Origin of the sequence: Variovorax paradoxus, assembly GCF_000834655.1 — a bacterium.
Classification (GTDB): domain Bacteria; phylum Pseudomonadota; class Gammaproteobacteria; order Burkholderiales; family Burkholderiaceae_C; genus Variovorax; species Variovorax paradoxus_F.
This window is the reverse complement of the sequence record NZ_JXQQ01000044.1, coordinates 1-24,104: the sequence shown is the minus strand read 5'-3', so window position 1 is coordinate 24,104 and position 24,104 is coordinate 1. Positions and strand designations below refer to the sequence as shown.

Below are 24,104 nucleotides of genomic sequence, written 5' to 3'. Positions count from 1 at the left end.
TGGTCACTACTGCATGATCCTCGGCAGCCACAGCACGGTGGCGGGCCAGTAGGTGATGATGCCCAGGCTCAATAACAATGGCACCAGCCAGGGCAGGATCGCCATCGTCGTGCGCTCGATGCTGAGGTTGGCAATGCGTGCCAGCACGAACAGCACCATGCCCATCGGCGGATGCAGCACGCCGATCATCAGGTTGAGCACCATCACCACGCCGAAGTGCACCGGATCGATGCCCAGCTGGTTCGAGATCGGCAAGAGGATCGGCACCAGGATCGTGATGGCCGCGGTGGTCTCCAGGAAGCAGCCGACGAACAGCATCAGCAGGTTCGCCAGCAGCAGGAACACCCAGGCTTCCTTGGTGAAGTTGAGCACCCACGCGGCAATGTCGGCGGTGACGCCCGTGGCCGTCAGCATCCAGCCGAAGATCGAAGCGGCCGCCACGATGAAGAGCACCGTCGAGGTCGATTCCACCGTCTCCAGGCACACCTTGACGAACATCTTCCACTTGAGCGTGCGGTACCAGAAGAAGCCCAGCACCATCGCCCACACGCAGGCCGCGATCGCGCCTTCGGTGGCGGTGAAGAGGCCCGTCGCCATGCCGCCGATGAGCAGCACCGGCGTCATGATCGGCAGCACCGCCTCGAACTTGAAGACCTTGTCGGCCGCGAAGAGGATCACCAGCGCGATCAGCACCGCCGGTTGCGCCGGCGCGCCGAGCTTGTCGATCGCCAGCCACAGCAGCGTGGGCCAGAGGCACACCACCAGGAGCTCGACCAGCGCCTTCATGAGGCGCGTCCACTGGAACTTCACGTCCGCGCCCCAGCCGTTCTTGTGCGCGTAGTAGGCCACGGTGAGCATCATGAGCAGCGTCATGATCAGCCCCGGCATCAGCCCCGCGATGAAGAGCGCGCCCACCGACACGTTGGCCATCATCCCGTAGATCACGAAGGGCAGGCTCGGCGGAATGATCGGGCCCAGGGTGGCCGAGGCCGCGGTCACCCCGACCGCGAATTCGGTCGAGTAGCCGTGCTCCTTCATCGCCTTGATCTCGATGGTGCCCAGGCCCGCCGCGTCCGCGATCGCGGTGCCGCTCATGCCCGAGAAGATCACAGAGCCCAGGATGTTGACGTGGCCCAGGCCCCCCTTGAGCCATCCCACCAGCGCGAGCGCGAAGTTGTAGATGCGGTTGGTGATGCCGGCGTTGTTCATCAGGTTGCCGGCGAGGATGAAGAAGGGAACGGCCAGCAGCGGGAAACTATCGACGCCGCTCACCATGCGGTGAATGACGACGAAGCCCGGCAGGTTGCCGCTCCAGAGGATGTAGACCAGCGAGGCGCCGGCCATGGCCACGGCGACCGGGATGCCGGCGCTCATGAAGAGCAGGAAGACGATCTTCAGCATGTTTTTGTTGTCGTGCAGACGTGGAGAAGGTCGCGACCTCAGCGGTCGTCGATGGTGGATTCGGGCCGTTCCAGCACGCAGTAGCCGCGGCGCCAGTGCACCACGCTCACCTGCACCGAGCGCACGAACATGGCGACGAAGCCCAGCAGGCACACGCCGTAGACGATGTTCATCGGCAGGTCGACGATGGTCATGCTCGCGTTGTTGCCGATCTTGATCATCATCTGCACCGTCATGACCACCGCCGCTGCGTAGAACGCCGTGCGCAGCACGTCCACCACGATGCCCAGCGCGCGGCCCATCGCGGCCGGCATGTGGCGGTAGAAGAAGTCGACCTGGATGTGGTTGTTGCGCGCCACGCCGATCGAGGCGCCCACGAACACGGTGCCCACGAGCAGGTAGCGCGCAATCTCCTCGGTCCAGGAGGCCGAGTCGTTCAGCACGTAGCGCGTCACAAACTGGTAGAGCACCGTGAGGCCGAGCACCCAGAAGATGCCCAGCGCCGCCCAGGCCTCCACGGTGGTTCCGGACAGGTCGACGGCCTCGTCCTTGACGTGGAACTCGCCGTCGTCGCCCAGCAGCTTTTCATCGCTCATCGTGTCGCCTTACTTGATCGCGATGATGCGGTCGTAGTCCTGCTGGCGATAGCCGTGGTCGGTGGGCTTGGTGTTCTTGAGCACCGCCTCGCGGAACGCGTTCTTGTCGACCACGATCACGTTGTTGCCCTTCTTCTTGAACTCCTCCACCAGCCGCGTCTCGGAGGCGATGATCTCGCGGCCGGTTTTCTCGGCGGCTTCCTGCATCACGTCGGAGAACATCTTCTTCTCGTCGGCGCTCAGCTTGCCCCAGAGCTGGCCCGAGACCACGGTGAGCAGCGAGTCGACGATGTGGCCGGTCAGCGAGATGTTCTTCTGCACTTCGTAGAACTTCTTGGCCTCGATGGTGGGCAGCGGGTTCTCCTGCGCATCGACCGTGCCGCTCTGCAGCGCGAGGTAGACCTCGGCAAAGGCGATAGGCGTGGCGTTGGCGCCCAGCGACTTGGGAAAGGCCAGGTAGGCCGGCGCATCGGGCACGCGGATCTTCAGGCCCTTCATGTCTTCGGGCTTGCTCACCGGCCGCGCCGCGCTCGAGGTGACGTGCCGCGCACCGTAGTAGTTGAGCGCGGTGATGTGGTTGCCGGTCTTGTCGTCGTAGCCCTTGGCGAGCTCCTTGAACACGTCGCTCTTAGCGTACTTCAGCTGGTGCTCGGCGTCGCGGAAGATGAACGGAAAGTAGGTGATGGCCAGCGGCTTGTAGCTGTTGCCCGCGAAGCTCGCACCGGTCAGCACGATGTCCACCGTGCCCAGCGTCAGCCCCTGGTTGATGTCCGCTTCCTTGCCGAGGCTGGAGGCCGGGAACACCTGGATGTCGTACTTGCCGTTGCTGCGCTTCTTGATCTCTTCGGCGGCCCACACCGAGTACTTGTGGAAGGGCTCCGAGGTCTCGTAGACGTGCGCCCACTTGAGCTTGGTCTGCGCCGAGGCCATGCCCGACACGCCGAGCGCGCCGGCCGCGAGGGCGCAGGCGGCCAGGGCCTTGAGGGCGGTGCGTTTGCTGCTGTTCTTGCTGTCTCTGATCATTTGGCTTGTCTCCGTTGTAGTCGTTGGCAGAAAAATTCGGAAAAACTGCTGGCGAGAAATCAGGAAGGCTTCGCGCGTCGCCAGCTCGCGCTGAATCGCTGGTGCGACTTGTCCATGTGCGCGTGCATCGCGACACGCGCACCTTCGGCGTCGCGGGCGGCCACCGCATCGCGGATGGCCTCGTGCTCGGCGATGGCCGAGCGCCAGGAAGAAACGTTCTCGAAGTAGCCGCCCAGGCGCGTGAAGATCGGGCCCTTGCGCGAGTCCCAGAAGTTCTGCACGGTCTCCACCAGCACCGCGTTGCCGCTGGCGGTGACGATGGCCAGGTGGAAGGCGCGGTCGCCTTCGAGCGGCATCACCTTGCGGTCGGCCATCTCGCGCATGACCTCGATGGCGCGCGTCATCGCGTCGACGTCCTTGCGCTTGCCCGCGGCGGCGGCGATGGCGGCCGTTTCGCCCTCGATCACGCGGCGCGCGCGGATCAGTTCCAGCGGCCCCCATTCGGTGGGCGCGATTGGCGCGGCGGCGCGGTGCGAGCGGTCGAGCACGTAGACGCCCGAGCCCGTGCGCACCTCGACCCAGCCCTCGACCTCCAGCGCGATCAGCGCCTCGCGCACCGAAGGGCGGCTCACGCCGAGCTGCTTGGCGAGGTCTCGCTCTGCGGACAGGCGGGCACCCACGGCGAATTCGCCCTTGGCGATCAGCGCACGCAGCTGGTCGGCGATCTGGCGATAGAGGCGCTGGGGTTCGACGGTCTGAAGGGGCACGAGGAGCGAGAGGGCGAACGAGGTTTAAGGGTTGTCCTGAATTGGACAAGTGGTAAGGCCAATTCAGAATACGATGTGTCGCCCGTGCCACCCATCGGGCCAAACCCGAATTGGAGACACCATGCGATTGAAGGGAAAGACCGCGCTCGTGACCGCCGCCGGCCAGGGCATCGGCCATGCGAGCGTGCTGGCGTTGGCCGCCGAGGGCGCCCAGGTCTGGGCCACCGACGTCAACGAGAAGCTGCTGGAGCGCTATGCGGGCGTTGCCAACGTCACCGCCGTCAAGCTCGATGTACTCGACAAGGCCGCCATCGGCGCGCTCTTCGCGAAGCTGCCCGCGCTCGACGTGCTCTTCAACTGCGCAGGCGTGGTGCACAACGGCGCCATCGAGCAGGCGAGCGACGACGACCTGGACTTCGCCTTCCGGCTCAACGTGCGCGCGCAGATGTGGACCATCCAGGCGGCGCTCCCCGCCATGCTCAAGGCGGGGCGCGGCAGCATCATCAACATGGCGAGCGTGTGCTCCAGCATGAAGGGCCTGCCCAACCGCTTTGTCTACGGCACCACCAAGGCCGCGGTGCTCGGCCTCACCAAGAGCGTGGCCGCCGACTACGTGACCAAGGGCATCCGCTGCAACGCGGTGTGCCCGGGCACGGTCGATACGCCTTCGCTGGGCGACCGCATCAACGCCAACGCCGACCCCGAGGAGGCCCGCAAGGCCTTCATCGCGCGCCAGCCGATGGGACGGCTCGCGAAGGCGGAGGAGATCGCGCCCGTGGTCGTCTTCCTCGCGAGCGACGAATCGATCTTCGCGACCGGCCAGTTCTTCACCGTCGACGGCGGCATCACGATATGAACCAGCTCGACTTCACCGGCCGGCACGCGGTCATCACCGGCGGCGCCACGGGCCTGGGCTTCGGCATCGCGCAGCGGCTGGTGGCATCGGGCGGCAGCGTCACGCTGTGGGACCGCGACGAAGCGGCGGCGAACCAGGCTGCCCAATCGCTCGGCGACAAGGCCTTCGCGCTGAAGGTCGACGTGTCGCAGCAGCCTTCGGTTGCCAAGGCCGTGGCCGCCACGCTGGCGCATGCATCGCGCATCGATGCGCTGGTCAACAGCGCCGGCATCACCGGCCCCAACGTCAAGCTGTGGGACTACCCGGTGGACGACTGGCGCCAGGTGATGGAGGTCAACATCAACGGCGTGTTCCTCTGCTGCCGCGAGGTGGTGGCGCAGATGCGCAAGCAGGGCTACGGCCGCATCGTCAACATCGCATCGGTGGCCGGCAAGGAGGGCAACCCCAACGCCAGCGCCTACAGCGCGAGCAAGGCGGCGGTCATCGGCATCACCAAGTCGCTCGGCAAGGAACTGGCCGACACCGGCATCCGCGTCAACTGCGTGACGCCCGCCGCGGTGAAGACCGCGATCTTCGACCAGATGACGCCCGAGCACATCGCGTTCATGTTGTCCAAAATTCCCATGGGCCGATTCGGCACGGTGGAAGAGGTGGCCGCGATGGTCGGCTGGCTCTGCACCGAAGATTGTTCGTTCTCCACCGGCGCGGTTTTCGACCTCTCCGGTGGCCGCTCCACATATTGATCATTCAATGCACTGAAAGGAAAGCATGAAACTCGTCCGCTACGGCAACCCCGGCAAGGAGAAGCCCGGCCTCATCGACGCCGACGGCAAGCTGCGCGACCTGAGCGCCATCGTCAAGGACATCGGGCCCGACCAACTCGGCGATGCCGCCATCGCCAAGCTGCGCAAGACCAAGCTGGACAAGCTGCCGCTGGTCAAGGGCAAGCCGCGCCTGGGAAGCCCCGTGGCCAACGTCGGCAAGTTCATCGCCATTGGCCTGAACTATGCGGACCATGCGGCCGAATCGGGCCTGCCGGTGCCCAAGGAACCCGTGGTCTTCATGAAAGCCACCAGCTGCATCCAGGGCCCGAACGACCCGGTGATGCTGCCCAAGGGCTCGGTCAAGAGCGACTGGGAAGTCGAGCTCGGCGTGGTCATCGGCACGCAGGCGCGCTATGTCTCGCAGAAGAGCGCGCTCGACTACGTGGCCGGCTACTGCACCATCAACGACGTGAGCGAACGCGAATACCAGATCGAGCGCGGCGGCACCTGGGACAAGGGCAAGGGTTGCGACACCTTCGGCCCGCTCGGCCCCTGGCTGGTGACGCGCGACGAGATCGAGAACCCGCAGAAGCTCTCGATGTGGCTCGACCTGAACGGCCAGCGCGTGCAGACCGGCAGCACCAAGACCATGATCTTCACGGTCGCCAAGATCGTGAGCTACGTGAGCCAGTTCATGACGCTGATGCCCGGCGACGTGATCACCACCGGCACGCCCCCCGGCGTCGGCATGGGCATGAAGCCGCCGCTGTTCCTGAAGAAGGGCGACGTGATGACGCTCGGCATCGAAGGCCTGGGCGAACAACGCCAGGAAGTCATTCCCTTCAAGCTCTGATCCCTGCGATCATCCGGCGGATGAAAGCGCCGCCGGACCATCGATCGCAGGTGTTCGGCACGCCCTGGGAGGGCGTGCATGGCACCGCGATCGAGAGTGCCCGCCACTACGGCCGGCACTGGCATTCCACCTACGGACTCGGCCTGCTGGAGCACGGCGCGCAGCGCTCGGCCAGCGGGTGCGGCAAGGTCGATGCGTATGCGGGCGACCTGATCGCCACCAACCCCGGTGAAGTACACGACGGCCAGCCGCTCGGCGGGCCGTCGCGCCGTTGGCGCATGGTGTATTTCGATGCCGGCGTGATGGCCGCGATGAATGGCGATGTCGCCGCCGATGTGGCGTTGACGCGCCCTGTCATCCAGGATGCAAGGCTCGGCGACATGCTGCGCCGCCTGTTCAACCGTCTGGACGATTGGCGCACCGCGTCACCGGATGCGCGCCGCGTCGAACTGCTCGCCTGCGATGAATCGCTGGCCGAAGTCTGCGGCCTGCTGCGCGACGGCCACTCCACGGCCGCTCCGTCACACGAAGCCGCCGCCAACGTGAAGCAGGTGCGCGACCGCCTCGCCGACGAACTGCTCGCCCCGCCCACGCTCGCCGAGCTCGCGGCGATGACGGGCCTGAGCACCTACCAGGTGCTGCGCCGCTTCGAGAAGGCCTACGGCGTGCCGCCGCATGCATGGCTCGTGCTGCAGCGCAGCGAACGCGCGCGCCACCTGATCCGCCACGGCGCCGACCTCGCAGAGGCTGCGGCGGCCAGCGGGTTCTCCGACCAGAGCCACATGACGCGCATCTTCACGCGCCAGTTCGGATTCACCCCCGGCGCCTGGCAGCGCGGCATTCGGTCTTAAATGTCCCATTGACAGAACATTGAAACTGCAAAAACATCAAAGGCATGTCGCAAATGCCTTTGCCGAAGTACCACCAGATCTATCTGGTCCTGCGTGAGCAGTTGCACGAGGGGCGTTTCGCGGAGGGCCTGCCCGGCGAACTCGCGCTCATGGCGCAGTTCGGCGTGGCGCGCGTCACGGTGCGCCGTGCGCTCGAGCAGCTCGCGTCCGAAGGGCTGATCGCACGCAACCCCGGCCGGCGCACGCGCGCATTGCCGCCACCGGCAGCGGGCGAGTCGCCCGGCGCGAAGAACCTGGAGCGCGCCAACCTGCGCGGCCTGCTCGAGAACCTGGTCACCATGGGCCTGCACACCTCGGTGAAGGTGATCGAGGTCGCGACCATCACCGCGTCCACCCAGGTGGCCGAGGCGCTGCAGCTGCAGCTGGGCGACGCGGTGCAGAAGGCGGTGCGCGTGCGTTCCACCAAGGAAGGCCCGCTCTCCCACATCACCACCTACGTGCCCGACACCATCGCGCGCCGCTTCGGCCGCCGCGAGCTCTCCAAGAAGCCGATCCTCGTGCTGCTGGAGGAGTCGGGCGTGAAGGTGGGGCGCGCGCACCAGACCATCTCGGCGCGCCTGGCAGACAACGTGCTTGCGCAGCACCTCGACGTGTCGGTCGGTTCGGCCCTGCTCGCGGTGCGCCGCCTCATCTACGACGAAGACGAACGGCCCGTGCAGTGGCTGCACGGCCTCTACCGCCCCGACCGCTACACCTACGAAATGCAGCTCTCCCGCGTGGGCAGCATCGACGCGAAGGTGTGGGTCAGCAAAGACGTGTCAGCCCAGTTCAACTGAAGAGAAAAAGGAAAGCCCACCATGCAGAACCGCCGCAGTTTCGTGTCGCAGTCCGCCGCCCTGGCGACCGCCGTCGCCTTCCCGCTCGTGGCCGGCGCGCAGCCCAAGACCGTCAAGGTCGGCGTGCTGCATCCGGTCACCGGCGCGCTGGCCTATTCGGGCCAGCAGTGCCGCCTCGGCGCGCTGATGGCCATCGAGGACATCAACGCGGCGGGCGGCATCAAGTCGCTCGGCGGCGCGAAGCTTGAGGCCCTGCTGGGCGATGCGCAGTCGCAGCCGCAGGCGGGCGCCGCCGAGGTCGAGAAGATGAACGAAGCCGGCGTCTCGGCCATCGTGGGCGCCTATGCGTCCGCCATTTGTCTGGCCACCACGCAGGCCGCGGCCAAGTACAACCTGCCGCACGTGGTGGACGTGGGCGTGGCCGACCAGATCGTGGAGCGCGGCCTGAAGAACACCTTCCGCTTCGGCCCCGGCTACAAGAAGTCGACCGAGGTGGCCATGGCCAACCTGCTGGTGCTCAACAAGGCCGCGGGCAACCCGGCCAAGACGGTGATGATCATCCACGAGGAGTCGCTCTTCGGCGCCGGCACCGCGCAGCTGCTCTCGCGCGAATTGCCGGGCTACGGCTTCGAGGTGAAGGAAGTTGTCAAGCACGCCAACCCCACGCGCGACTTCAACAACATCGTGCTGCGCATGAAGTCGATCAACCCCGACATCGTGATCCCGGCCAACTACTACAACGAGTACGCGCTGCTCGTGCGCACCATGCAGCAGCAGAAGGTGGTGCCCAAGGCGATCTTCTCGGTGCTCGGCGGCGCGGCGTCGAGCTACAAGTTCGTGAAGGAATTTCCGGACGCAGCCAACGGCATCATCGACTGCAACCACTGGTTCAACCCGAAGGACAAGCGCGCGCAGGACCTGCGCAAGCGCGTGGAGGCCAAGGGCCAGTTCTTCAGCTACGAGGTCTTCATGACCTACGCCTCGATGTGGCTCCTGGCCGATGCGCTGGAGCGCGCCAAGTCCACCGAGCGCGCGGCCATCGTCGATGCGCTGGAGAAGAGCACCTTCTCGAACCACTTCATGCCCTACGGCCCGACCAAGTTCGTCAACGGCCAGAACGAGGGCGCGCAGCCGCTCATGACGCAGGTGGTGAAGAACGACATCAAGGTCATCATCCCGCGCGACTACCGCGAGGTGGACCCGGTGTTCCCCCTGCGCGCGGTCTGAGGCGGAAGGCGGGATGTTCGATTTCGGCATTCTTTTCCCGTCGGTCCTGAACGGGCTGACGACGGGCGCGGTGTACGCACTGATCGCGCTGGGGCTCACGCTGATCTACGGCGTCCTGCACATCATCAACTTCGCGCACGGCGCCAGCCTGATGCTGGCGCTGTACGCGGTGTACTTCCTGAAGGAACGGCTGGGCATCGACCCCTACCTCGCGCTGCCCATCGTCGTGCTCGGCATGTTCGCGCTCGGCTATGCGCTGCAGCGCGTGGTCATCAACCGCGCCGGCCACGGCAAGGACGAGAACATCCTGCTCGCCACGCTGGGCATCGCCATCGTCATGGAAAACCTCGCGCTGCTTTTCTTCAAGTCCGACACGCGCAACATCGACACCGCCTATTCGCTCAGCACCGTCGCCATCGGCCCCGCGATGATCGCGGTGCCCAAGCTGGTCGCGTTCGCGGGTGCGCTCGTGGTCTCGGGCATCCTGTTCTGGATCATGGGCCGCACCGACCTCGGGCGCGCCATCCGTGCGGTTGCGAAAGAGAAAGAGGGCGCCAAGCTCATGGGCATCGACGTGGACCATGTCTACGCCATGAGCTTCGGCATCGGCCTCGCGTGCCTCGGTGCCGCCGCGTGCTTCCTGCTGCCGGCGTACTACGTCAACCCGCAAGTGGGCGGCGGCTTCGTGCTGGTGGCCTTCACCATCGTCGTGCTCGGCGGCATGGGCAGCTTCGTGGGGGCGCTGATCGGCGGCTTCCTCGTCGGTATCGTCGAGTCGCTCGGCGGCCTGTACCTCGGTGAGTCGCTGGGGCAGATCGGCATCTTCGCGATCTTCATCGGCGTGGTGCTCTTCAGGCCCCAGGGCATGTTCGGGGCCAAGGCATGAGCCGCCGGGCCGCTCCCAAGGCGAATGCCGAAGCCGAAGGCGGAGGCTATCGAATGAACGCGGGCATGAAGCAACTCGCGGGCATCGCGCTCTTCGCGGTGCTGGTGGCGTGCGTGCCGCTTGTCACCAAGTCGGGCGTCACGCTCAACTTCGTGATGATGGCGCTCTACGCCACGCTCATCGCGCAGGCCTGGAACATCCTCGGCGGTTTCGGCGGGCAGTTCTCGTTCGGGCATGCGCTGTTTTTCGGCACCGGCGCGTACATCCAGGCGATCGCGCAACTGCAGGGCGGCATCAACGCCTGGATCGCGCTGCCGCTGGCCATCGTCGGCGCCGCGCTCGTCGGGCTCTTCATGGGCGCGCTCACCTTCCGCTATGGCCTCAAGGGCTCGTACTTCGCGCTGGTCACGCTGGCCTTCGCGGAGGTGTTCCGCATCCTCGCGCTGTCGGTCGACTTCACGGGCGGCGGCGTCGGGCTCATGGTGCCGCTGCGCGAGTCGGTGGCCAACCTGCAGTTCCCTTCGCGCGCGGGCTACCTGTGGGTTGTGCTCGCGATGGTCGTCGCGGCGCTGCTCGTCACTTGGTGGCTTCGCAACGGGCGCTTCGGCGCGTACCTGCAGGCGGTGCGCGACAACGAGGATGCGGCGCGCGCCGTCGGCGTCAATCCGTTCCGCGTGAAGCTCGGGGCCATCGGCCTGTCAGCGGCGTTCATGGGCGCTGCGGGCGCCTTCTACGTTCAGGTGTTCCAGTACATCGACGCGGGCATCGCCTACGGCCCGGCCGTGTCGATCGAGGCGCTGGTCGCGGCCATCGTCGGTGGCATGGGAACGATGTGGGGGCCGGTGCTCGGCGCGGTGGTGCTGCATGTGCTGTCGGACCTCACGCGCAACCTCTTCGGCGAACTGCCCGGCATCAACATGGTGATCTATGGCACGGTGCTGGTGCTCATCGTCATCTTCGTGCCGCGCGGCATCGCGGGCATCGGGCTGTCGGTGCGGCAGCTGTGGAAGTCCAAGGGAGGCCGCCATGACTGAAGCCCTCTTGGCCATCGACGGCCTCTCGCGCTCCTTTGGCGGCCTGAAGGCCGTGCAGAACGTGAGCCTCTCTGTGCGCGAAGGCAGCCTGAGCGCGCTGATCGGCCCGAACGGCGCGGGCAAGACCACGCTGTTCGCGCTGATGTCGGGTTTCCTCAAGCCCGACACCGGCACCGTGCGCTTCGCAGGCGAGGACATCACCGGCCGCGAGCCGCACCGCAACGCCGCGCTCGGCATGACCCGCACCTTCCAGATCGTGAAGCCCTTCGCCGCGCAGACGGTGCGCGAGAACATCGCGGTCGGCGCGCACCTGCATGTGCGCGGCCGCGCCGAGGCGTTGCAGAACGCCGAAGCCGTCGCGTTGCGCGTGGGCCTCGCGCCGCAACTCGACAAGCCCGCGTCCGACCTCACCGTGGCCGGCCGCAAGCGACTCGAACTGGCCCGCGCACTCGCCACGAAACCGCGCCTCCTGCTGCTCGACGAAGTGCTCGCCGGCCTCAACCCCCAGGAGATCGCCGAGATGATGCCGGTGGTGCGCGGCATCGCCGACAGCGGCGTCACCGTGCTGATGATCGAGCACGTCATGCAGGCCGTGATGCACCTGGCCGAACACGTGTGGGTGCTCGCGCAGGGCCAGCTGATCGCCGAGGGCAGCCCAGCGCAGGTGACCTCCGACGACCGGGTCGTCGAAGCCTATCTGGGCCATGGCACCGCGGCGCGGCTGCGCAAGGCCGCATCGGGAGTTCAAGCATGAGCGCGTTGCTCGAAATCCAGGGCCTGCGCGGCGGCTACGGCCGCGTCGAGGTGCTGCGCGGCGTCGACCTGCAGGTGAACGCCGGCGAGATGGTCGCGCTGCTCGGCAGCAACGGCGCGGGCAAGTCCACGCTCAACAAGATGGTCTGCGGCCTGTGCCCCGCGTGGGGCGGCACGGTGCGCTTCGACGGCAAGGACCTGAGCGGCGCGCACTACCGCGACGTGGTGAAGGCTGGCCTCATCCAGGTGCCCGAAGGCCGCAAGGTGTTTCCCAACCTGAGCGTGCTGGAAAACCTGGAGCTAGGCTCCTTCACCCGCGGCCGCGAGCGGCGCGCAGCCAACGTCGAGAAGATGTTCCACATCTTCCCGCGGCTGCGCGAGCGCATGGCGCAGCACGCCGGCACGATGAGCGGCGGCGAGCAGCAGATGCTGGCCATCGCGCGCGGCCTCATGGCCGAGCCGGTGCTGCTGATCCTCGATGAACCCTCGCTCGGCCTCTCGCCGCTGCTGGTGGAAGAGATGTTCTCGCTGATCCGCGACCTGCGCGACGGCGGCCTCGCGGTGATGCTGGTCGAGCAGAACGTGGGCCAGTCGCTGGAGATCGCCGACCGCGCCTACGTGCTGGAGAACGGCAGCGTGCGCTTCTCGGGCCTGCCGGGCGAATTGCTCGGCAGCGACGAACTGCGGCGTGCCTACCTGGGGCTCTGACCCCCGCGAACACCCCACGATTTTCCCGGAGAACAACACATGAAAAGACGCGACATCCTCCTCTCGTCGCTGGCCGCGGCATGGGCCGGCGGCGCCTTCGCACAGATCGGCAACGCGCCCGTGCGCATCCTCGTGGGCGCGCCCGCGGGCGGCTCGACCGACACGCTCGCGCGCTCGCTCGCCGTGAGCATGGGCCCGGCGCTCGGCCGCACGGTCATCGTCGAGAACCGTCCCGGCGCGGGCGGCAACATCGCCGCCGATGCGGTCGCCAAGGCTGCGCCCGACGGCAACACGCTCCTGATGAGCTTCACCAGCCACGCGATCAACGCCACGCTCTACCCGACGCTGCCGTTCGACCCGGTGAAGGACTTCACCGCGCTCACCTGCGTGGCAACGTCGCCGTCGATCCTCGTGGCGCACCCGTCGCTGCCCGCCAAGGACGTGCGCGAACTCATCGCGCTCGCCAAGGCCAAGCCGGGGCAGCTGAACTTCGCGATCGGCGCGGTGGGCTCCTCGCTGCACATGGCCGGCGAGGCCTTCAAGATGCAGTCGGGCGTGGACATCGTGAACATTCCCTACAAGGGCACGTCGCCCGCGGTGCAGGACGTGCTTGCCGGCCAGGTGCAGCTGATGTTCGCGGCCGTGGGCAACGTCAAGGCGCACATCCAGGCCGGCAAGCTCAAGGCGCTGGGCGTGACCACGGCCAAGCGGCTGCCTGCCTTTCCGAACGTGCCTGCGATTGCCGAGGCGCTGCCGGGCTACGAATCGAGCGCGTGGTTCGGCCTCTTCGGCCCTGCGCACATGCCTGCGGACCGCGTCAAGCAGATCGGCGATGCGGCGCGCCACGCGCTGCAGCAGGCCGACATGCGCCAGCGCCTGGACACCGAGGGTGCGATCCCGGTCGGCAACTCGACCGAGCAGTTCTCCGCCTTCGTGCAGAGCGAGATCACGCGCTGGGCCAAGGTCGTCAAGTTCTCGGGAGCCAAGCCGGAATGACATCGATGGCTCCAACCCGCGCGCAGACACAGGCGCAGACGCTGGCGCAGAAGCTCATCGCACGCGCTAGCGGACGCGATCGGGTGTCGGTGGGCGAGATCGTGACCTGCGGCGTCGACATGGCGATGTTCCACGACTCCTCGGGCCCGCGGCGCCTGAAGCCCATGCTCGAGGAACTGGGCGCGCAGATCTGGGACCGCTCGCGCGTGGTGCTCGTCATGGATCACTACGTGCCCGAGCGCGACGACGACTCGCGTCGCATCGTGCGCATCGCGCGCGACTGGGCACGCGACCAGCAGTTGCCGCACGTGTACGACAGCCAGGGCATCTGCCACGTGGTGGTGCCGCAGCACGGCCACATCCGCCCCGGCATGCTGTGCGTGGGCGGCGACTCCCACTCGCCCACGGGCGGCGCGTTCGGCGCCTACATGTTCGGCATCGGCAGCACCGAGATGCTGGGCGTGATGGTGACCGGCCAGATCTGGCTGCGCGTGCCCGAGACCATCCGCATGTGGTGGGACGGCACGCTGCCCACGGGCGTGACCGCGAAAGACATGATGCTGCACATGATCGGCCGCTTCGGCATGAACGGCGGGCGCTACCAGGCGGTCGAGTTCGCGGGGCCCGCGGTGGCCGCGCTGTCGATGCAGGAGCGCATGACGCTCTCGAACATGAGCGCCGAACTGGGCGCACAAGCCGGGCTGATCGCACCCGACGCGACCACGGCCGGGTTCCTGGCCGGCGCAGGCGCACCGCCCGTGGACATGGCGCCGTGGTTCACCGACGAAGACGCCACGCTCACGGACCATCGCTTCGATGCCTCCACGCTCGAACCCTACGTCGCCGCGCCACACAGCCCGGCCAACGCGCACGGCGTGAGCCGCTACGTGGGCACGCACGTCGACGTGGCCTACATCGGTGCCTGCACGGGCGCCAAGCTCGACGACCTGCGCGCCGCCGCAGAGGTGCTGCGTGGCCACAAGGTGGCCAGCGGCATTCGCCTGATCGTGGCGCCCGCCAGCATCCGCGACCAGGAACAGGCGCGCGAAGAGGGCGTGCTGCAGGTGCTGATGGATGCGGGCGCCGAGCTGTTCCCGACCGCCTGCGGCGCCTGCTCCGGCTACGGCGATCCGATGGGCGACGACGTCACCGTTATCTCGACCACCGCGCGCAACTTCAAGGGCCGCATGGGCTCGCCGACCGCGCAGGTCTACCTGGGGTCGCCCTACACGGTGGCCGCCGCCGCATTGCGCGGCTGCGTGACCGATCCGCGCGAGGTGCTCGCATGAACGGCCAGACCCTGCACCGTGTCTGGCGCCTGGGCGCCGACGTCGACACCGACGCGCTCGCGCCGGGCCATGCGATGAAGCACGGCATCGACATCATCGCCAAGCACTGCCTGGAGGCCGTTCGCCCCGAGTTCGCAGGCGAGGTGCGGCCGGGCGACGTGATCGTGGCCGGCCCGAACTTCGGCATCGGCTCCTCGCGGGAGCAGGCCGCGGCCGTGCTCGTGCAACTGGGCGTGGCGGCGGTGATCGCGCCTTCGTACAGCGGGCTCTACTTCCGCAACGCCTTCAACCTCGGCCTGCTGCTCCTGACGTGTGCCGAGGCCGAGACGCTGGCCGAGGGCGACCGCATTGCCCTGGACACCACGGCGCCCGCCGTCGTCTCGCCCCGCGGTGCACGGCTGGCCTGCGAGCCCGTGCCCGGATTCCTCATGGACATGGTCCGCGCCGGCGGATTGATGAACCAGTTACGCCAGCGTGGCGGCTCACCGGCCTCCCAGAAAGCAAGCAATGTCTGACCCTTCCTCTTTCGCAGCGACCGCGACAGCGATCGACCCCGTCACGCTCGCCGTGCTGCGCGGCCGCCTCGAGCAGGTGGCCGACGAGATGGACGCGACGCTCTACCGCAGCGCGTTCAATCCCATCATTGCCGAGGCCCACGACGCCTGCCACGGCCTGTACGACGCCGCGAGCGGCGACACGCTGGTGCAGGGCAAGTCGGGCCTGCCGGTGTTCGTCGGCGCCATGGCCTTCGCGGTGCGCGCGACCGCCAAGGCGGCCGAACCGCGCGGCGGCATGAAGGACGGCGACATCTGGATCAGCAACGATGCCTACGACGGCGGCACGCACGCCAACGACTTCAAGCTGGTCAAGCCTTTCTTTCGCAACGGCAAGCTCTACTGCTACATGGCTTCGGCCGCGCACTGGCACGACGTGGGCGGCGCCGTGCCCGGCAACTACAACCCGGCCGCCACCGAGTGCTGGCAGGAGGCGGTGCAGATTCCGCCGGTGCGCATCGTGCGCAATGGCGTGCTCGATGCGGACGTGCTGGCCATCCTGCAGGCCAACACGCGCCTGCCCGATAGCCTCTGGGGTGACCTGAACGGCCAGCTCGCGGCGCTGGAGCTGGGCGAGAAGCGGCTGAACGGCCTGCTCGACGAGTACAGCGACGACCTGGTGCTGAACGCGCTCGGCGAGCTGCGCAGCCGCGCGCTGCGGCTCATGCGCTCGCACATCGCCTCGCTCCCCGACGGCCGCTACAGCTTCGAGGACGTGCTGGACAACGACGGCATCACCAATGAGCCGCTCACCATCGCCCTGGACATGACCGTGGCCGGAGACCGGCTCTTGCTCGACTTCTCGCGCACGTCGCCGCAATGCGCGGGGCCTGTGAACATCTCGCGCGCCACCGCCGTGGCGGCGTGCTATGTCGCGCTCAAGCACCTGTTTCCCGATGTGCCCGCCAATGCCGGCGTGCTCGACGCGGTGGACTTCGACATTCCCGACAAGCTGGTGATCAGCTGCCAGCGCCCGCGGCCGGTCGGCGGCTACACCGAGACCATCCTGCGGATGATCGACGTGATCTTCAGCGCCGCCGCGCAGGCCGACCCGACACGCGCCGTGGCGCAGGCCTACGGCACGATCAACGCGCTGTCGATCGCGGGCCACCGCAGCGACAAGGGCCGCGAAGGCCAGCGCTGGGTGATGTTCAGTTTCTTCGGCGGCGGACACGGCGGCCACTCGGGTGGCGACGGGCTCTCGCACGGCAACGCGCCGATCTCGACCGCGACGATCCCGCCGCTCGAGATCCTCGAAGCCGCGTACCCGGTGCGCTTCACCGAATGGTCGCTGCGCGCCGACTCGGGCGGCGACGGCCAGCACCGCGGCGGCCTCGGCGCGGTCTATGAAATCGAACTGCTCGAGAAGGACGCCGAGGTGTTCGTCTTCGGCGAGCGCGGCACCTCGCCGCCCAAGGGCATCGCCGGTGGCGGCGAAGGCGCGGTCAACAAGTTCAGCTACGAGAACGACGGCACGTGGCACACCCCGCCCATGGTCTCGAAGATGCGCGGCATCCAACTGGTGCGCGGCGAACGCGTGCGGCTCGAAACGCCGGGCGGCGGCGGCTGGGGCAGTGCGGCCGAGCGGCCCGCACCGCAGCGCGAGGCCGACAGCGCGATGGGCTATGTGACGACCGGCACCGACAAGAAAGCGTCCGAATGACTTCCACTGGTAAATCCCTTGTCGTCGGCGTCGATGTCGGCGGCACCTTCACCGACCTCTTCGTGCTCGACGAGGCCAACGGCACGGCGCGCATCGTCAAGGTGCCCTCCACGCGCGGCGAAGAAGCGCGCGGCTTCATGAACGGCGTGGCGCGCGTGGCCGATTCGGCCGCCGACATTTCCACCATCGTGCACGGCACCACGGTCGGCACCAATGCGCTGCTCGAACGCAAGGTGGCGCGCACCGGCATCATCACCACGCGCGGCTTCCGCGACGTGCTGGAGATGCGCCGCCGCGACCGCCCCGAGACCTGGGGTCTGCGCGGCAGCTTCACGCCCGTGGTGCCGCGCGACCTGCGCCGGGAAGTCGACGAGCGTGTGCTCGCCGATGGAACGCTGCACACCGCGGTCGACCTGGAGCAGGTGCGCGCCGAAGCACGTTCGTTGCTCGAAGCAGGCTGCGAGGCGGTGTGCGTGTTCTTCATCAACACCTACGCGAACCCCGAAAACGAGCGCCTGGCCGTTGCGGCCGTGCGCGAGCTGTGGCCCAACCCGCACGTCACCTCGGCCAGCGAAGTGCTGCCCGAGATCCGCGAGTTCGAGCGCTGCTCGACCGCCACGCTCAACGCAGCGCTGCAGCCGGTGGTGGGCAGCTACCTCGGCCGGCTCGAGTCCGACCTGCGCGGCCAGGGCTTTGCGGGCGAACTGCTGGTGGTGCAGAGCAACGGCGGCGTGATGTCGCGCCAGACCGCGAGCGACCTGCCGGTGCGCACGGCGCTGTCGGGTCCGGCGGCCGGCGTGATCGCCTGCGCGGCGATTGCGCGCGCGGCGGGCTTTCCGAATGCCATCACCGGCGACATGGGCGGCACCTCGTTCGACGTGTCGCTGGTGGCGAACGGCGAGGCGGCTTTGGCTGCGCAGACCGCCATCGAGTTCGGCATGGTGATCCGCTCGCCGATGATCCAGATCGAGACCATCGGCGCAGGCGGCGGCTCCATCGCCTCGGTGGATGCGAGCGGCATGCTGCAGGTGGGCCCCGAGTCGGCCGGCAGCGTGCCGGGGCCTGCGTGCTACGGGCGCGGCAACATGCGGCCGACGGTGACCGATGTGAACGTGCTGCTGGGCCGCATCGCGGCGGACCGCCCGCTCGGCGGCGGCTTGCTCGCCGCTCTCGATGCGGAGAAGTCGCGCCAGGCCATCGAGGAACACGTTGCGCGTCCGCTGGGCCTGGACGTGCATGCGGCTGCTGAAGCCATCCTCACGGTGGCCAACGCACGCATGGCGGGCGCGATCCGCCTGGTCTCGATCGAGCGCGGGCACGACCCGCGCCGCTTCGCCTACATGCCGTTCGGCGGCGGCGGCGCGCTGCATGTGTGCGCGATGATGCGCGAGGTGGGCGTGGCCACGGGCATCGTGCCGCGCTATCCCGGCGTGACCTCGGCGCTCGGCTGCGTGATCGCCGACATGCGCCACGACGCGGTGCAGACGCTCAACAAGCCGCTGACCGAACTCGACGTGGCCGACGTGCAGCACCGCATCGACGAACTGGCCGCGAGCTGCCAGCAGCGCCTCGACTCCTCGGGCGTGCGCTTCGACGAAGTGCGCGAGGTGATTGCGCTCGACATGCTCTACGCGGGCCAGACGCACACGCTGCCCGTGGTGCTCGCCGATGCAGGCAAGTCGCCGCTCACGGCCGCGTCGATCCGCGCTGCGTTCGAAGCCAGCTACACGGCCGCATTCGGCCGCGTGCTGGACGGCATCCCGATCCGCGTGATGAACCTGCGCTACGCGCGCATCGGCGTGCGGCCCAAGTTCGATCTGAAGGTGCTCGCGCCCGAAGGGGAGGGCAGCACCGCGCCGCTGGGCACGCAGCGCGTGTTCCACAACGGCCAATGGCACGAGGCTGTGCGCCATGCGCGGCTCGAACTGCCGGTGGCCGCGCGCATCGAAGGGCCCGCGATCCTGGAGCAGGCCGACACCACCGTATGGCTCGAACCCGGCTTCCATGCCGAGGTCGATGCGCACGGCAACCTGCTGGTGAGGCTGTCGTGAGCGAAGCGACGAAGCCGGTGGCGGCGAAGACGGCGCTGGTCATCATTGACCTGCAGAACGATTTTCTCGATGCGAAGGGCGCCTATGCGCGCGGCGGCGATACCAATCCGCCGGCGCTGCTGCTGCCTGCGCGCGTGGCCGAGGTCGCACGCGCGCTCAAGGCGGCGGGCGGCCTGGTGGTAGCTAGCCAGTTCACGCTGTGGCCCGACGCGGGCGGCGAGCCGATGGTCTCGCCGCACCTGAAGGCGCTGCGCCCGTACCTGAAGAAAGGCGACTTCGCGCCCGGTAGCTGGGGCCAGGCCAACGTCGATGCGTTGAGCGGGCTCATCGACGTGACGGTCAGCAAGGTCGCGTATTCGGCCTTCTTCAACACGCAGCTCGACTGGGTGCTGCGGCGCGCGGGCATCGACACCGTCGCGGTCTGCGGCATCGTCACCAACGGCGGCGTCGCGAGCACGGTGCGCGATGCGCACATGCGCGACTACCGCACGCTGGTGCTCGCCGACGGCTGCGCGGCCTTCGGCGAAGAGCGCCACCAGACCTCGCTGGCCGACATGCGCAACGTGGCCGAGGTGACGGACTGCGCGGCCTTCGCCGCATCGCTCGCATGACTGGAAGCCCTTCGCGCCTCGTCCGCCGCGCGGCGCAGGTCGAAGCCGACGTGCACGTGCCGGTGGCCATCGTCGGCGGCGGTGCCTGCGGGCTCACCGCCGCGCTGATGCTGGCCGATGCGGGCGTGGAGTGCGTGGTGCTGGAGCGCGATGTGGTGCCGAGCGGATCGACCGCGCTGTCCTCGGGATTCATTCCCGCACCCGGCACCCGCACGCAGCGCGCGCACGGCGTGCGCGAGGACAGCGCCGAGCGCTTCGCCGCCGATATCCAGGCCAAGGCGCATGGGCGCGCGGCGCCTGCGCTGGTCGAGGCTTATGCGGCCTCCATCGGGCCCGCGCTCGATGCGCTGCAGGAACGGCACGGGTTGCAGTGGATGCTGCTCGACGGCTTTCTCTATCCGGGCCACAGCGTGCATCGCATGCACGCGCTGCCGCAGAAGACGGGTGCGTCGCTGATGGCGGCGCTGCAGTCGGCGGTCGAGGCCGCGGGCATTCCCGTGCTGACGCAGGCGCTGGTCGACACGCTGGTGCTCGATGCCGAAGACCGGGTGATCGGCATCGACTACACGCGGCCCGACGGCAGCCGCGAGGCGCTGGCCTGCGACGCGCTGCTGCTCGCCTGCAACGGCTTCGGCGGCAATGCGCAGATGGTCCGCGCGCTGCTGCCGGAGATGGCTGAAGCCACCTTCGGCGGCCACATCGGCAACGACGGCAGTGCGATTCTCTGGGGCGAATCGCTGGGCGCGCGGCTGCGCGATCTCGGCGGCTACCAGGGCCACGGCTCGTGGGTCACGCCGCAAGGGGCGCTGATGTCGTGGGCCGTGATGATGGAAGGCGGCGTGCAGATCAACTGCGAGGGCCGGCGCTTCCATGACGAGACACAGGGCTACTCGGAAGCGGCGGTGCATGTGCTCGCGCAGCCGGGCGGCATTGCGTGGAATGTGTTCGATGCGCCGCTGCTCGCGCTGGCGCGCGGCTTTCCCGACTTCTGCGATGCGGAGGCGGCGGGCGCCTTGCGCTGCTGCGAATCGGTCGCCGCGCTCGCGGACTGCATCGGCTGCGAGCCCGGCGTTCTCCAGGGCACGCTGGACGCCATGCACAGCGGCACATCGCCCGACGGACGCGTGTTCGCACGCGCGCTCGATGCGCCGTACTTCGCGGTGAAGGTCACGGGCGCGCTCTTCCACACCCAAGGCGGCCTCGACACCGCGCCCGACATGCGCGTGCTGCGCCACGACGGCACGCCCTTCGCCAACCTGCTCGCGGCCGGCGGCGCGGCGGGCGGCGTGTCGGGCGACGCGGTGTGGGGCTACCTCTCCGGCAACGGCCTGCTGAGCGCCGTCGCCGGGGGCTACATCGCGGCCCGCACGGCTGCCGCATTGATCCCTTCGACGAAAGCGTCCAGATGACGAACCCTTCCTTCAAGACCCGGCTCGCGCGCAACGACATCGTGCTCGCGCCCGGCGTGTACGACGCGCTCAGCGCATTGGTGGCCGAGCAGGCCGGCTTCGAGGCGCTGTATCTTTCGGGCGCATCGATTGCTTACACGCGATTGGGCCGCTCCGACGTCGGCCTCACCACCTTCACCGAGGTGGCCGACACGCTCGCGCGCATCACCGAGCGGGTGAGCCTGCCGGTGATCGTCGATGCCGACACCGGCTTCGGCAATGCACTGAACACGCAACGCACCGTGCGCGGCTTCGAGCGCGCGGGCGCGGCGATGGTGCAGATCGAGGACCAGACCTTTCCCAAGCGCTGCGGCCACCTCGACGGCAAGGCCGTGGTGCCCGAGCGCGAAATGGTCGGCAAGCTCAAGGCCGCGCTGGACGCGCGCGCATCGAGCGACACGCTGATCCTCGCGCGCACCGATGCGGTGGCGGTCGAAGGGCTCGAGGCCGCGCTCGACCGCGCCGAGGCGTACCTCGCCTGCGGCGTGGACGCGCTCTTCATCGAGGCGCTGCGCTCGCCCGAGCAGATGGATGCGGCGTGCCAGCGCTTCGGCGACCGCGTGCCGCTCCTGGCCAACATGGTCGAAGGCGGCAAGACGCCGATCCAGGATGCCGATGCGCTGCACAAGCACGGCTTTCGCATCGCGATCTTTCCGGGCGGCACCGCGCGCGCGGTGGTGCACACGCTGCAGGGCTACTACGGGAGCCTGCACAAGCACCGCACCACGCAGCCGTGGCGGCCTCAGATGCTGGACTTCGATGCGCTCAACGAGGTGATCGGCACGCCCGAGCTGATGCGCAACGGCCAGAAATACGACTGACCGCAAGACCGGCCACGCGGCTCAGCGCAACGCGCGGATCAGTTCGTCGTAGACCAGCCGCACCCGCGCCGGCACCGGCGCGCGCTGCGAGCGGTAGACATGGATCGGCCAGGACTCGGGCGCCTCCGCCTCGAGCACTTCCACCAGTTCGCCCGACGCGATCAGCGGCTCGGCCAGCGGCCCCGCGAGCTGGCCGAAGCCCAGGCCCGCGCGCACCGCGGCGCATTCGGCATCGACGTCGTCGGTAATGAAGGCCGGCGCGCCGACCGGCATCTGCCGCCCCTTGCTGAAGAACCACGACCAGGGCCGGCCCGCGCTGCGGTCGAGCAGCGCGGTGAGCGGGAAGCCGGGCAGCGCCTCGAGGTTCTCCGGGATGCCGGTGCGCGCGATGAGCGCCGGCGTTGCCACCACGCGCAGTTGCATCCGGCCGACCGTGCGTGCGACGAAGCGCGCATCGCGGATCGGGCCCGCGCGCACGCCGATGTCGATCTGCTCGTCGACCACGTCGGCGTGTTCTTCCGACAGCCGCAGGTCGAGCACCAGTCCCGGATGCGCTGCCAGCATCGGCGCCAGCGCCTCGGGAATCAGGCGCCTGCCATAGACGTTGGGCGCGGTGACGCGCACCGTGCCCGCGTGCTGCGACAACGAACGCCGGTCGATGCGGTGGAAGAGTTCGTCGACGCCGCCCACCGCGATGCGGGCGCGCTGCGCGAGCTGCCGGCCGAAATCGGTGAGCTGCACGCCGCGCGTGCTGCGGTGAAAGAGCGGCTCGCCCAGTTCTTCTTCCAGCTCGCGCACCGCGCGCGTCACCACCTGCGGCGACACGGACAGGCGCACCGCCGCCTCGCGGAAGTTGGCGGCATCGGCAGCGGTGAAAAAGACGCGCAGGGCTTCGAGGCGGTTGGCCATGGGTTGTTCCTTGTTGAGGAATTCTGAAGTCGCCAGAGTTTCATTTACTGGAACGCGTGGATTTTCCACACTGCATGCACTTCTTCAACACACCCGAAAGGAATTTCTCCATGACATCCGTTCAAGACAACATCAAGGGCAAGGTCGCCATCGTCACCGGCGCCAGCAGCGGCATCGGCGAATCCATGGCGCGCCACCTGGCCGCGCGCGGCGCCAAGGTGGTGCTCGCGGCACGCCGCACCGACCGGCTCGACAAGGTGGTCGCCGAGATCCGCGAGGCCGGCGGCGAAGCCGTGGCCATCGCCACCGACGTGTCCCGGCGCGCCGACCTGGAAAAGCTCGCCGCCGCGACGGTCGAAGCCTTCGGCCGCATCGACGTGCTGGTCAACAACGCGGGCGTGATGCCGCTGTCGCCGATCGAGAAGCTCAAGGTCGACGAGTGGGACCGCACCATCGACGTCAACATCAAGGGCGTGCTCTACGGCATCGCCGCGGTGCTGCCGCGCATGCAGGCGCAGGGCAGCGGGCACATCGTGAACGTGGCCTCGATCGCCGGGATCAAGGTGTTCACGCCGATCGGCACCGTGTACAGCGCCACCAAGCACGCGGTGCGCGCCATTTCCGAGGGCCTGCGCGTGGAAATGGGCAACAGCGGGGTGCGGGTGACGGTCGTGTCGCCGGGGGCGGTCGAGTCGGAACTGAAGTTCGGCAGCTCCGACGCCGATGCCGCGGCGGGCGTGAAGGCCTTCTACGACGCCAACCAGATTCCCGCCGATTCGGTGGCCCGCGCGGTGGTCTATGCGGTCGAGCAACCGGCGAACGTGGACATCAACGAGGTGGTCGTGCGTCCCGTGTCGCAGGAGTTCTGATCGAGGCCGGGGCCCTGGCGGCCCCGGTTTACATCAATTAACCTTCGTGGCCTGAAGGTCATTTGCGGCCAAAAGTGCAAAGCTCCCGCAAAATAGAACGACCGTTCGTTTTATTCGGAGCTCCACGATGTCTGTCAATGCCGTTCCCGCCAAGCCGGCCCGCGCCGCCCAGAAGGGCCAGCAGACCAAGGCCGTGATCGTCGACGCCGCGCTGGCGTTGGCTGCGCAGATCGGGCTCGAGGGCCTCTCGATCGGCGCCGTGGCCGAGATCACCAAGATGAGCAAGTCGGGCGTCTTCGCCCACTTCGGCTCCCGCGAGGAACTGCAGATCTCGGTGG

25 protein-coding genes are annotated in these 24,104 nt (G+C 68.2%); 20 read left to right on the top strand and 5 right to left on the bottom strand.

Annotated features, from left to right (window positions below; all coding sequences use genetic code 11):
• Positions 1-6: 6 nt before the first annotated feature.
• Genes RT97_RS18530 through RT97_RS18515 form a run of 4 tightly spaced genes read right to left on the bottom strand, consistent with a single transcriptional unit; the run spans position 7 to position 3,787 of the window.
• On the bottom strand, positions 7-1,401 hold the full coding sequence (locus RT97_RS18530) for a TRAP transporter large permease (protein ID WP_042580280.1): 1,395 nt from the start codon (positions 1,399-1,401) through the stop codon (positions 7-9).
• A 38-nt stretch (positions 1,402-1,439) separates the two neighbouring features.
• Complete coding sequence (locus RT97_RS18525; RefSeq protein ID WP_042580279.1) at positions 1,440-1,997, bottom strand: TRAP transporter small permease; 558 nt, start codon at positions 1,995-1,997, stop codon at positions 1,440-1,442.
• Between the two features lie 9 nt (positions 1,998-2,006).
• Entirely contained in the window at positions 2,007-3,020 is a 1,014-nt protein-coding gene (locus RT97_RS18520; RefSeq protein ID WP_042580278.1) for a sialic acid TRAP transporter substrate-binding protein SiaP, read from the bottom strand.
• A 59-nt stretch (positions 3,021-3,079) separates the two neighbouring features.
• Positions 3,080-3,787, bottom strand: coding sequence for a FadR/GntR family transcriptional regulator (locus RT97_RS18515; RefSeq protein WP_042580277.1), 708 nt, complete (start codon positions 3,785-3,787; stop codon positions 3,080-3,082).
• Positions 3,788-3,908: 121 nt separating this feature from the next.
• On the opposite strand from RT97_RS18515, the gene RT97_RS18510 reads away from it, so the two are divergent.
• From RT97_RS18510 to RT97_RS18425, 18 genes are read left to right on the top strand one after another with little or no spacing between them, the layout of a single operon-like run.
• Positions 3,909-4,643: an SDR family oxidoreductase gene (locus tag RT97_RS18510; protein ID WP_042580276.1), complete on the top strand. Its 735-nt coding sequence runs from the start codon at positions 3,909-3,911 to the stop codon at positions 4,641-4,643.
• On the top strand, positions 4,640-5,386 hold the full coding sequence (locus RT97_RS18505) for an SDR family NAD(P)-dependent oxidoreductase (RefSeq protein WP_042580275.1): 747 nt from the start codon (positions 4,640-4,642) through the stop codon (positions 5,384-5,386). Before RT97_RS18510 ends, RT97_RS18505 begins: the two co-directional genes overlap by 4 nt.
• Positions 5,387-5,411: 25 nt before the next feature.
• On the top strand, positions 5,412-6,260 hold the full coding sequence (locus tag RT97_RS18500; protein ID WP_042580274.1) for a fumarylacetoacetate hydrolase family protein: 849 nt from the start codon (positions 5,412-5,414) through the stop codon (positions 6,258-6,260).
• Between the two features lie 20 nt (positions 6,261-6,280).
• Entirely contained in the window at positions 6,281-7,111 is an 831-nt protein-coding gene (locus tag RT97_RS18495) for a helix-turn-helix domain-containing protein (RefSeq protein WP_042580273.1), read from the top strand.
• 53 nt (positions 7,112-7,164) lie between these two features.
• Complete coding sequence (locus tag RT97_RS18490) at positions 7,165-7,947, top strand: GntR family transcriptional regulator (protein ID WP_042580272.1); 783 nt, start codon at positions 7,165-7,167, stop codon at positions 7,945-7,947.
• Between the two features lie 21 nt (positions 7,948-7,968).
• Positions 7,969-9,174, top strand: a complete 1,206-nt coding sequence (locus tag RT97_RS18485) for an ABC transporter substrate-binding protein (RefSeq protein ID WP_042580271.1) — start codon at positions 7,969-7,971, stop codon at positions 9,172-9,174.
• Positions 9,175-9,187: 13 nt separating this feature from the next.
• On the top strand, positions 9,188-10,060 hold the full coding sequence (locus RT97_RS18480; protein ID WP_042580270.1) for a branched-chain amino acid ABC transporter permease: 873 nt from the start codon (positions 9,188-9,190) through the stop codon (positions 10,058-10,060).
• 53 nt (positions 10,061-10,113) lie between these two features.
• Positions 10,114-11,094 carry a branched-chain amino acid ABC transporter permease gene (locus tag RT97_RS18475; protein WP_172672223.1) on the top strand — a complete coding sequence of 327 codons (981 nt, stop codon included), beginning with the start codon at positions 10,114-10,116 and terminating at the stop codon, positions 11,092-11,094.
• Positions 11,087-11,848 carry an ABC transporter ATP-binding protein gene (locus tag RT97_RS18470; RefSeq protein ID WP_042580268.1) on the top strand — a complete coding sequence of 254 codons (762 nt, stop codon included), beginning with the start codon at positions 11,087-11,089 and terminating at the stop codon, positions 11,846-11,848. The genes RT97_RS18475 and RT97_RS18470 overlap by 8 nt, the downstream gene beginning before the upstream one ends.
• Positions 11,845-12,555 carry an ABC transporter ATP-binding protein gene (locus RT97_RS18465; protein ID WP_042580267.1) on the top strand — a complete coding sequence of 237 codons (711 nt, stop codon included), beginning with the start codon at positions 11,845-11,847 and terminating at the stop codon, positions 12,553-12,555. Before RT97_RS18470 ends, RT97_RS18465 begins: the two co-directional genes overlap by 4 nt.
• A 39-nt stretch (positions 12,556-12,594) precedes the next feature.
• Positions 12,595-13,551: a tripartite tricarboxylate transporter substrate binding protein gene (locus RT97_RS18460; protein ID WP_042580266.1), complete on the top strand. Its 957-nt coding sequence runs from the start codon at positions 12,595-12,597 to the stop codon at positions 13,549-13,551.
• Positions 13,548-14,840 (top strand): 3-isopropylmalate dehydratase large subunit, encoded by a 1,293-nt coding sequence (locus RT97_RS18455; RefSeq protein ID WP_042580265.1) that lies wholly within the window; start codon positions 13,548-13,550, stop codon positions 14,838-14,840. The genes RT97_RS18460 and RT97_RS18455 overlap by 4 nt, the downstream gene beginning before the upstream one ends.
• Positions 14,837-15,355, top strand: a complete 519-nt coding sequence (locus RT97_RS18450) for a 3-isopropylmalate dehydratase (RefSeq protein WP_042580264.1) — start codon at positions 14,837-14,839, stop codon at positions 15,353-15,355. The genes RT97_RS18455 and RT97_RS18450 overlap by 4 nt, the downstream gene beginning before the upstream one ends.
• On the top strand, positions 15,348-17,057 hold the full coding sequence (locus RT97_RS18445) for a hydantoinase B/oxoprolinase family protein (RefSeq protein WP_042580263.1): 1,710 nt from the start codon (positions 15,348-15,350) through the stop codon (positions 17,055-17,057). Before RT97_RS18450 ends, RT97_RS18445 begins: the two co-directional genes overlap by 8 nt.
• Entirely contained in the window at positions 17,054-19,108 is a 2,055-nt protein-coding gene (locus RT97_RS18440) for a hydantoinase/oxoprolinase family protein (protein WP_042580262.1), read from the top strand. The genes RT97_RS18445 and RT97_RS18440 overlap by 4 nt, the downstream gene beginning before the upstream one ends.
• Positions 19,105-19,719 carry a cysteine hydrolase family protein gene (locus RT97_RS18435; RefSeq protein ID WP_042580261.1) on the top strand — a complete coding sequence of 205 codons (615 nt, stop codon included), beginning with the start codon at positions 19,105-19,107 and terminating at the stop codon, positions 19,717-19,719. The genes RT97_RS18440 and RT97_RS18435 overlap by 4 nt, the downstream gene beginning before the upstream one ends.
• Entirely contained in the window at positions 19,716-21,128 is a 1,413-nt protein-coding gene (locus RT97_RS18430; RefSeq protein WP_042580260.1) for an FAD-dependent oxidoreductase, read from the top strand. The genes RT97_RS18435 and RT97_RS18430 overlap by 4 nt, the downstream gene beginning before the upstream one ends.
• On the top strand, positions 21,125-21,988 hold the full coding sequence (locus RT97_RS18425; RefSeq protein ID WP_042580259.1) for an isocitrate lyase/PEP mutase family protein: 864 nt from the start codon (positions 21,125-21,127) through the stop codon (positions 21,986-21,988). Before RT97_RS18430 ends, RT97_RS18425 begins: the two co-directional genes overlap by 4 nt.
• Before the next feature lie 21 nt (positions 21,989-22,009).
• Here the strand turns inward: RT97_RS18425 and RT97_RS18420 are convergent, their stop codons facing one another.
• Positions 22,010-22,897 (bottom strand): LysR family transcriptional regulator, encoded by an 888-nt coding sequence (locus RT97_RS18420; protein WP_042580258.1) that lies wholly within the window; start codon positions 22,895-22,897, stop codon positions 22,010-22,012.
• Positions 22,898-23,007: 110 nt separating this feature from the next.
• Here RT97_RS18420 and RT97_RS18415 point away from each other — a divergent pair, with 110 nt between their 5' ends.
• The gene (locus tag RT97_RS18415; RefSeq protein WP_042580257.1) at positions 23,008-23,766 is read left to right on the top strand and encodes an SDR family oxidoreductase; all 759 of its coding nucleotides are present in this window, start codon (positions 23,008-23,010) and stop codon (positions 23,764-23,766) included.
• A gap of 127 nt (positions 23,767-23,893) precedes the next feature.
• The coding region (locus RT97_RS18410; RefSeq protein ID WP_042580256.1) for a TetR/AcrR family transcriptional regulator at positions 23,894-24,104 on the top strand (211 nt) is incomplete at its 3' end.

Coding starts and splice junctions, on each gene's coding strand:
- RT97_RS18530 (WP_042580280.1), bottom strand. CDS start 1,401: ATGCTGAAGATCGTCTTCCTGCTCTTCATGAGCGCCGGCATCCCGGTC.
- RT97_RS18525 (WP_042580279.1), bottom strand. CDS start 1,997: ATGAGCGATGAAAAGCTGCTGGGCGACGACGGCGAGTTCCACGTCAAG.
- RT97_RS18520 (WP_042580278.1), bottom strand. CDS start 3,020: ATGATCAGAGACAGCAAGAACAGCAGCAAACGCACCGCCCTCAAGGCC.
- RT97_RS18510 (WP_042580276.1), top strand. CDS start 3,909: ATGCGATTGAAGGGAAAGACCGCGCTCGTGACCGCCGCCGGCCAGGGC.
- RT97_RS18505 (WP_042580275.1), top strand. CDS start 4,640: ATGAACCAGCTCGACTTCACCGGCCGGCACGCGGTCATCACCGGCGGC.
- RT97_RS18500 (WP_042580274.1), top strand. CDS start 5,412: ATGAAACTCGTCCGCTACGGCAACCCCGGCAAGGAGAAGCCCGGCCTC.
- RT97_RS18495 (WP_042580273.1), top strand. CDS start 6,281: ATGAAAGCGCCGCCGGACCATCGATCGCAGGTGTTCGGCACGCCCTGG.
- RT97_RS18490 (WP_042580272.1), top strand. CDS start 7,165: ATGCCTTTGCCGAAGTACCACCAGATCTATCTGGTCCTGCGTGAGCAG.
- RT97_RS18485 (WP_042580271.1), top strand. CDS start 7,969: ATGCAGAACCGCCGCAGTTTCGTGTCGCAGTCCGCCGCCCTGGCGACC.
- RT97_RS18480 (WP_042580270.1), top strand. CDS start 9,188: ATGTTCGATTTCGGCATTCTTTTCCCGTCGGTCCTGAACGGGCTGACG.
- RT97_RS18475 (WP_172672223.1), top strand. CDS start 10,114: ATGAACGCGGGCATGAAGCAACTCGCGGGCATCGCGCTCTTCGCGGTG.
- RT97_RS18470 (WP_042580268.1), top strand. CDS start 11,087: ATGACTGAAGCCCTCTTGGCCATCGACGGCCTCTCGCGCTCCTTTGGC.
- RT97_RS18465 (WP_042580267.1), top strand. CDS start 11,845: ATGAGCGCGTTGCTCGAAATCCAGGGCCTGCGCGGCGGCTACGGCCGC.
- RT97_RS18460 (WP_042580266.1), top strand. CDS start 12,595: ATGAAAAGACGCGACATCCTCCTCTCGTCGCTGGCCGCGGCATGGGCC.
- RT97_RS18455 (WP_042580265.1), top strand. CDS start 13,548: ATGACATCGATGGCTCCAACCCGCGCGCAGACACAGGCGCAGACGCTG.
- RT97_RS18450 (WP_042580264.1), top strand. CDS start 14,837: ATGAACGGCCAGACCCTGCACCGTGTCTGGCGCCTGGGCGCCGACGTC.
- RT97_RS18445 (WP_042580263.1), top strand. CDS start 15,348: ATGTCTGACCCTTCCTCTTTCGCAGCGACCGCGACAGCGATCGACCCC.
- RT97_RS18440 (WP_042580262.1), top strand. CDS start 17,054: ATGACTTCCACTGGTAAATCCCTTGTCGTCGGCGTCGATGTCGGCGGC.
- RT97_RS18430 (WP_042580260.1), top strand. CDS start 19,716: ATGACTGGAAGCCCTTCGCGCCTCGTCCGCCGCGCGGCGCAGGTCGAA.
- RT97_RS18425 (WP_042580259.1), top strand. CDS start 21,125: ATGACGAACCCTTCCTTCAAGACCCGGCTCGCGCGCAACGACATCGTG.
- RT97_RS18420 (WP_042580258.1), bottom strand. CDS start 22,897: ATGGCCAACCGCCTCGAAGCCCTGCGCGTCTTTTTCACCGCTGCCGAT.
- RT97_RS18415 (WP_042580257.1), top strand. CDS start 23,008: ATGACATCCGTTCAAGACAACATCAAGGGCAAGGTCGCCATCGTCACC.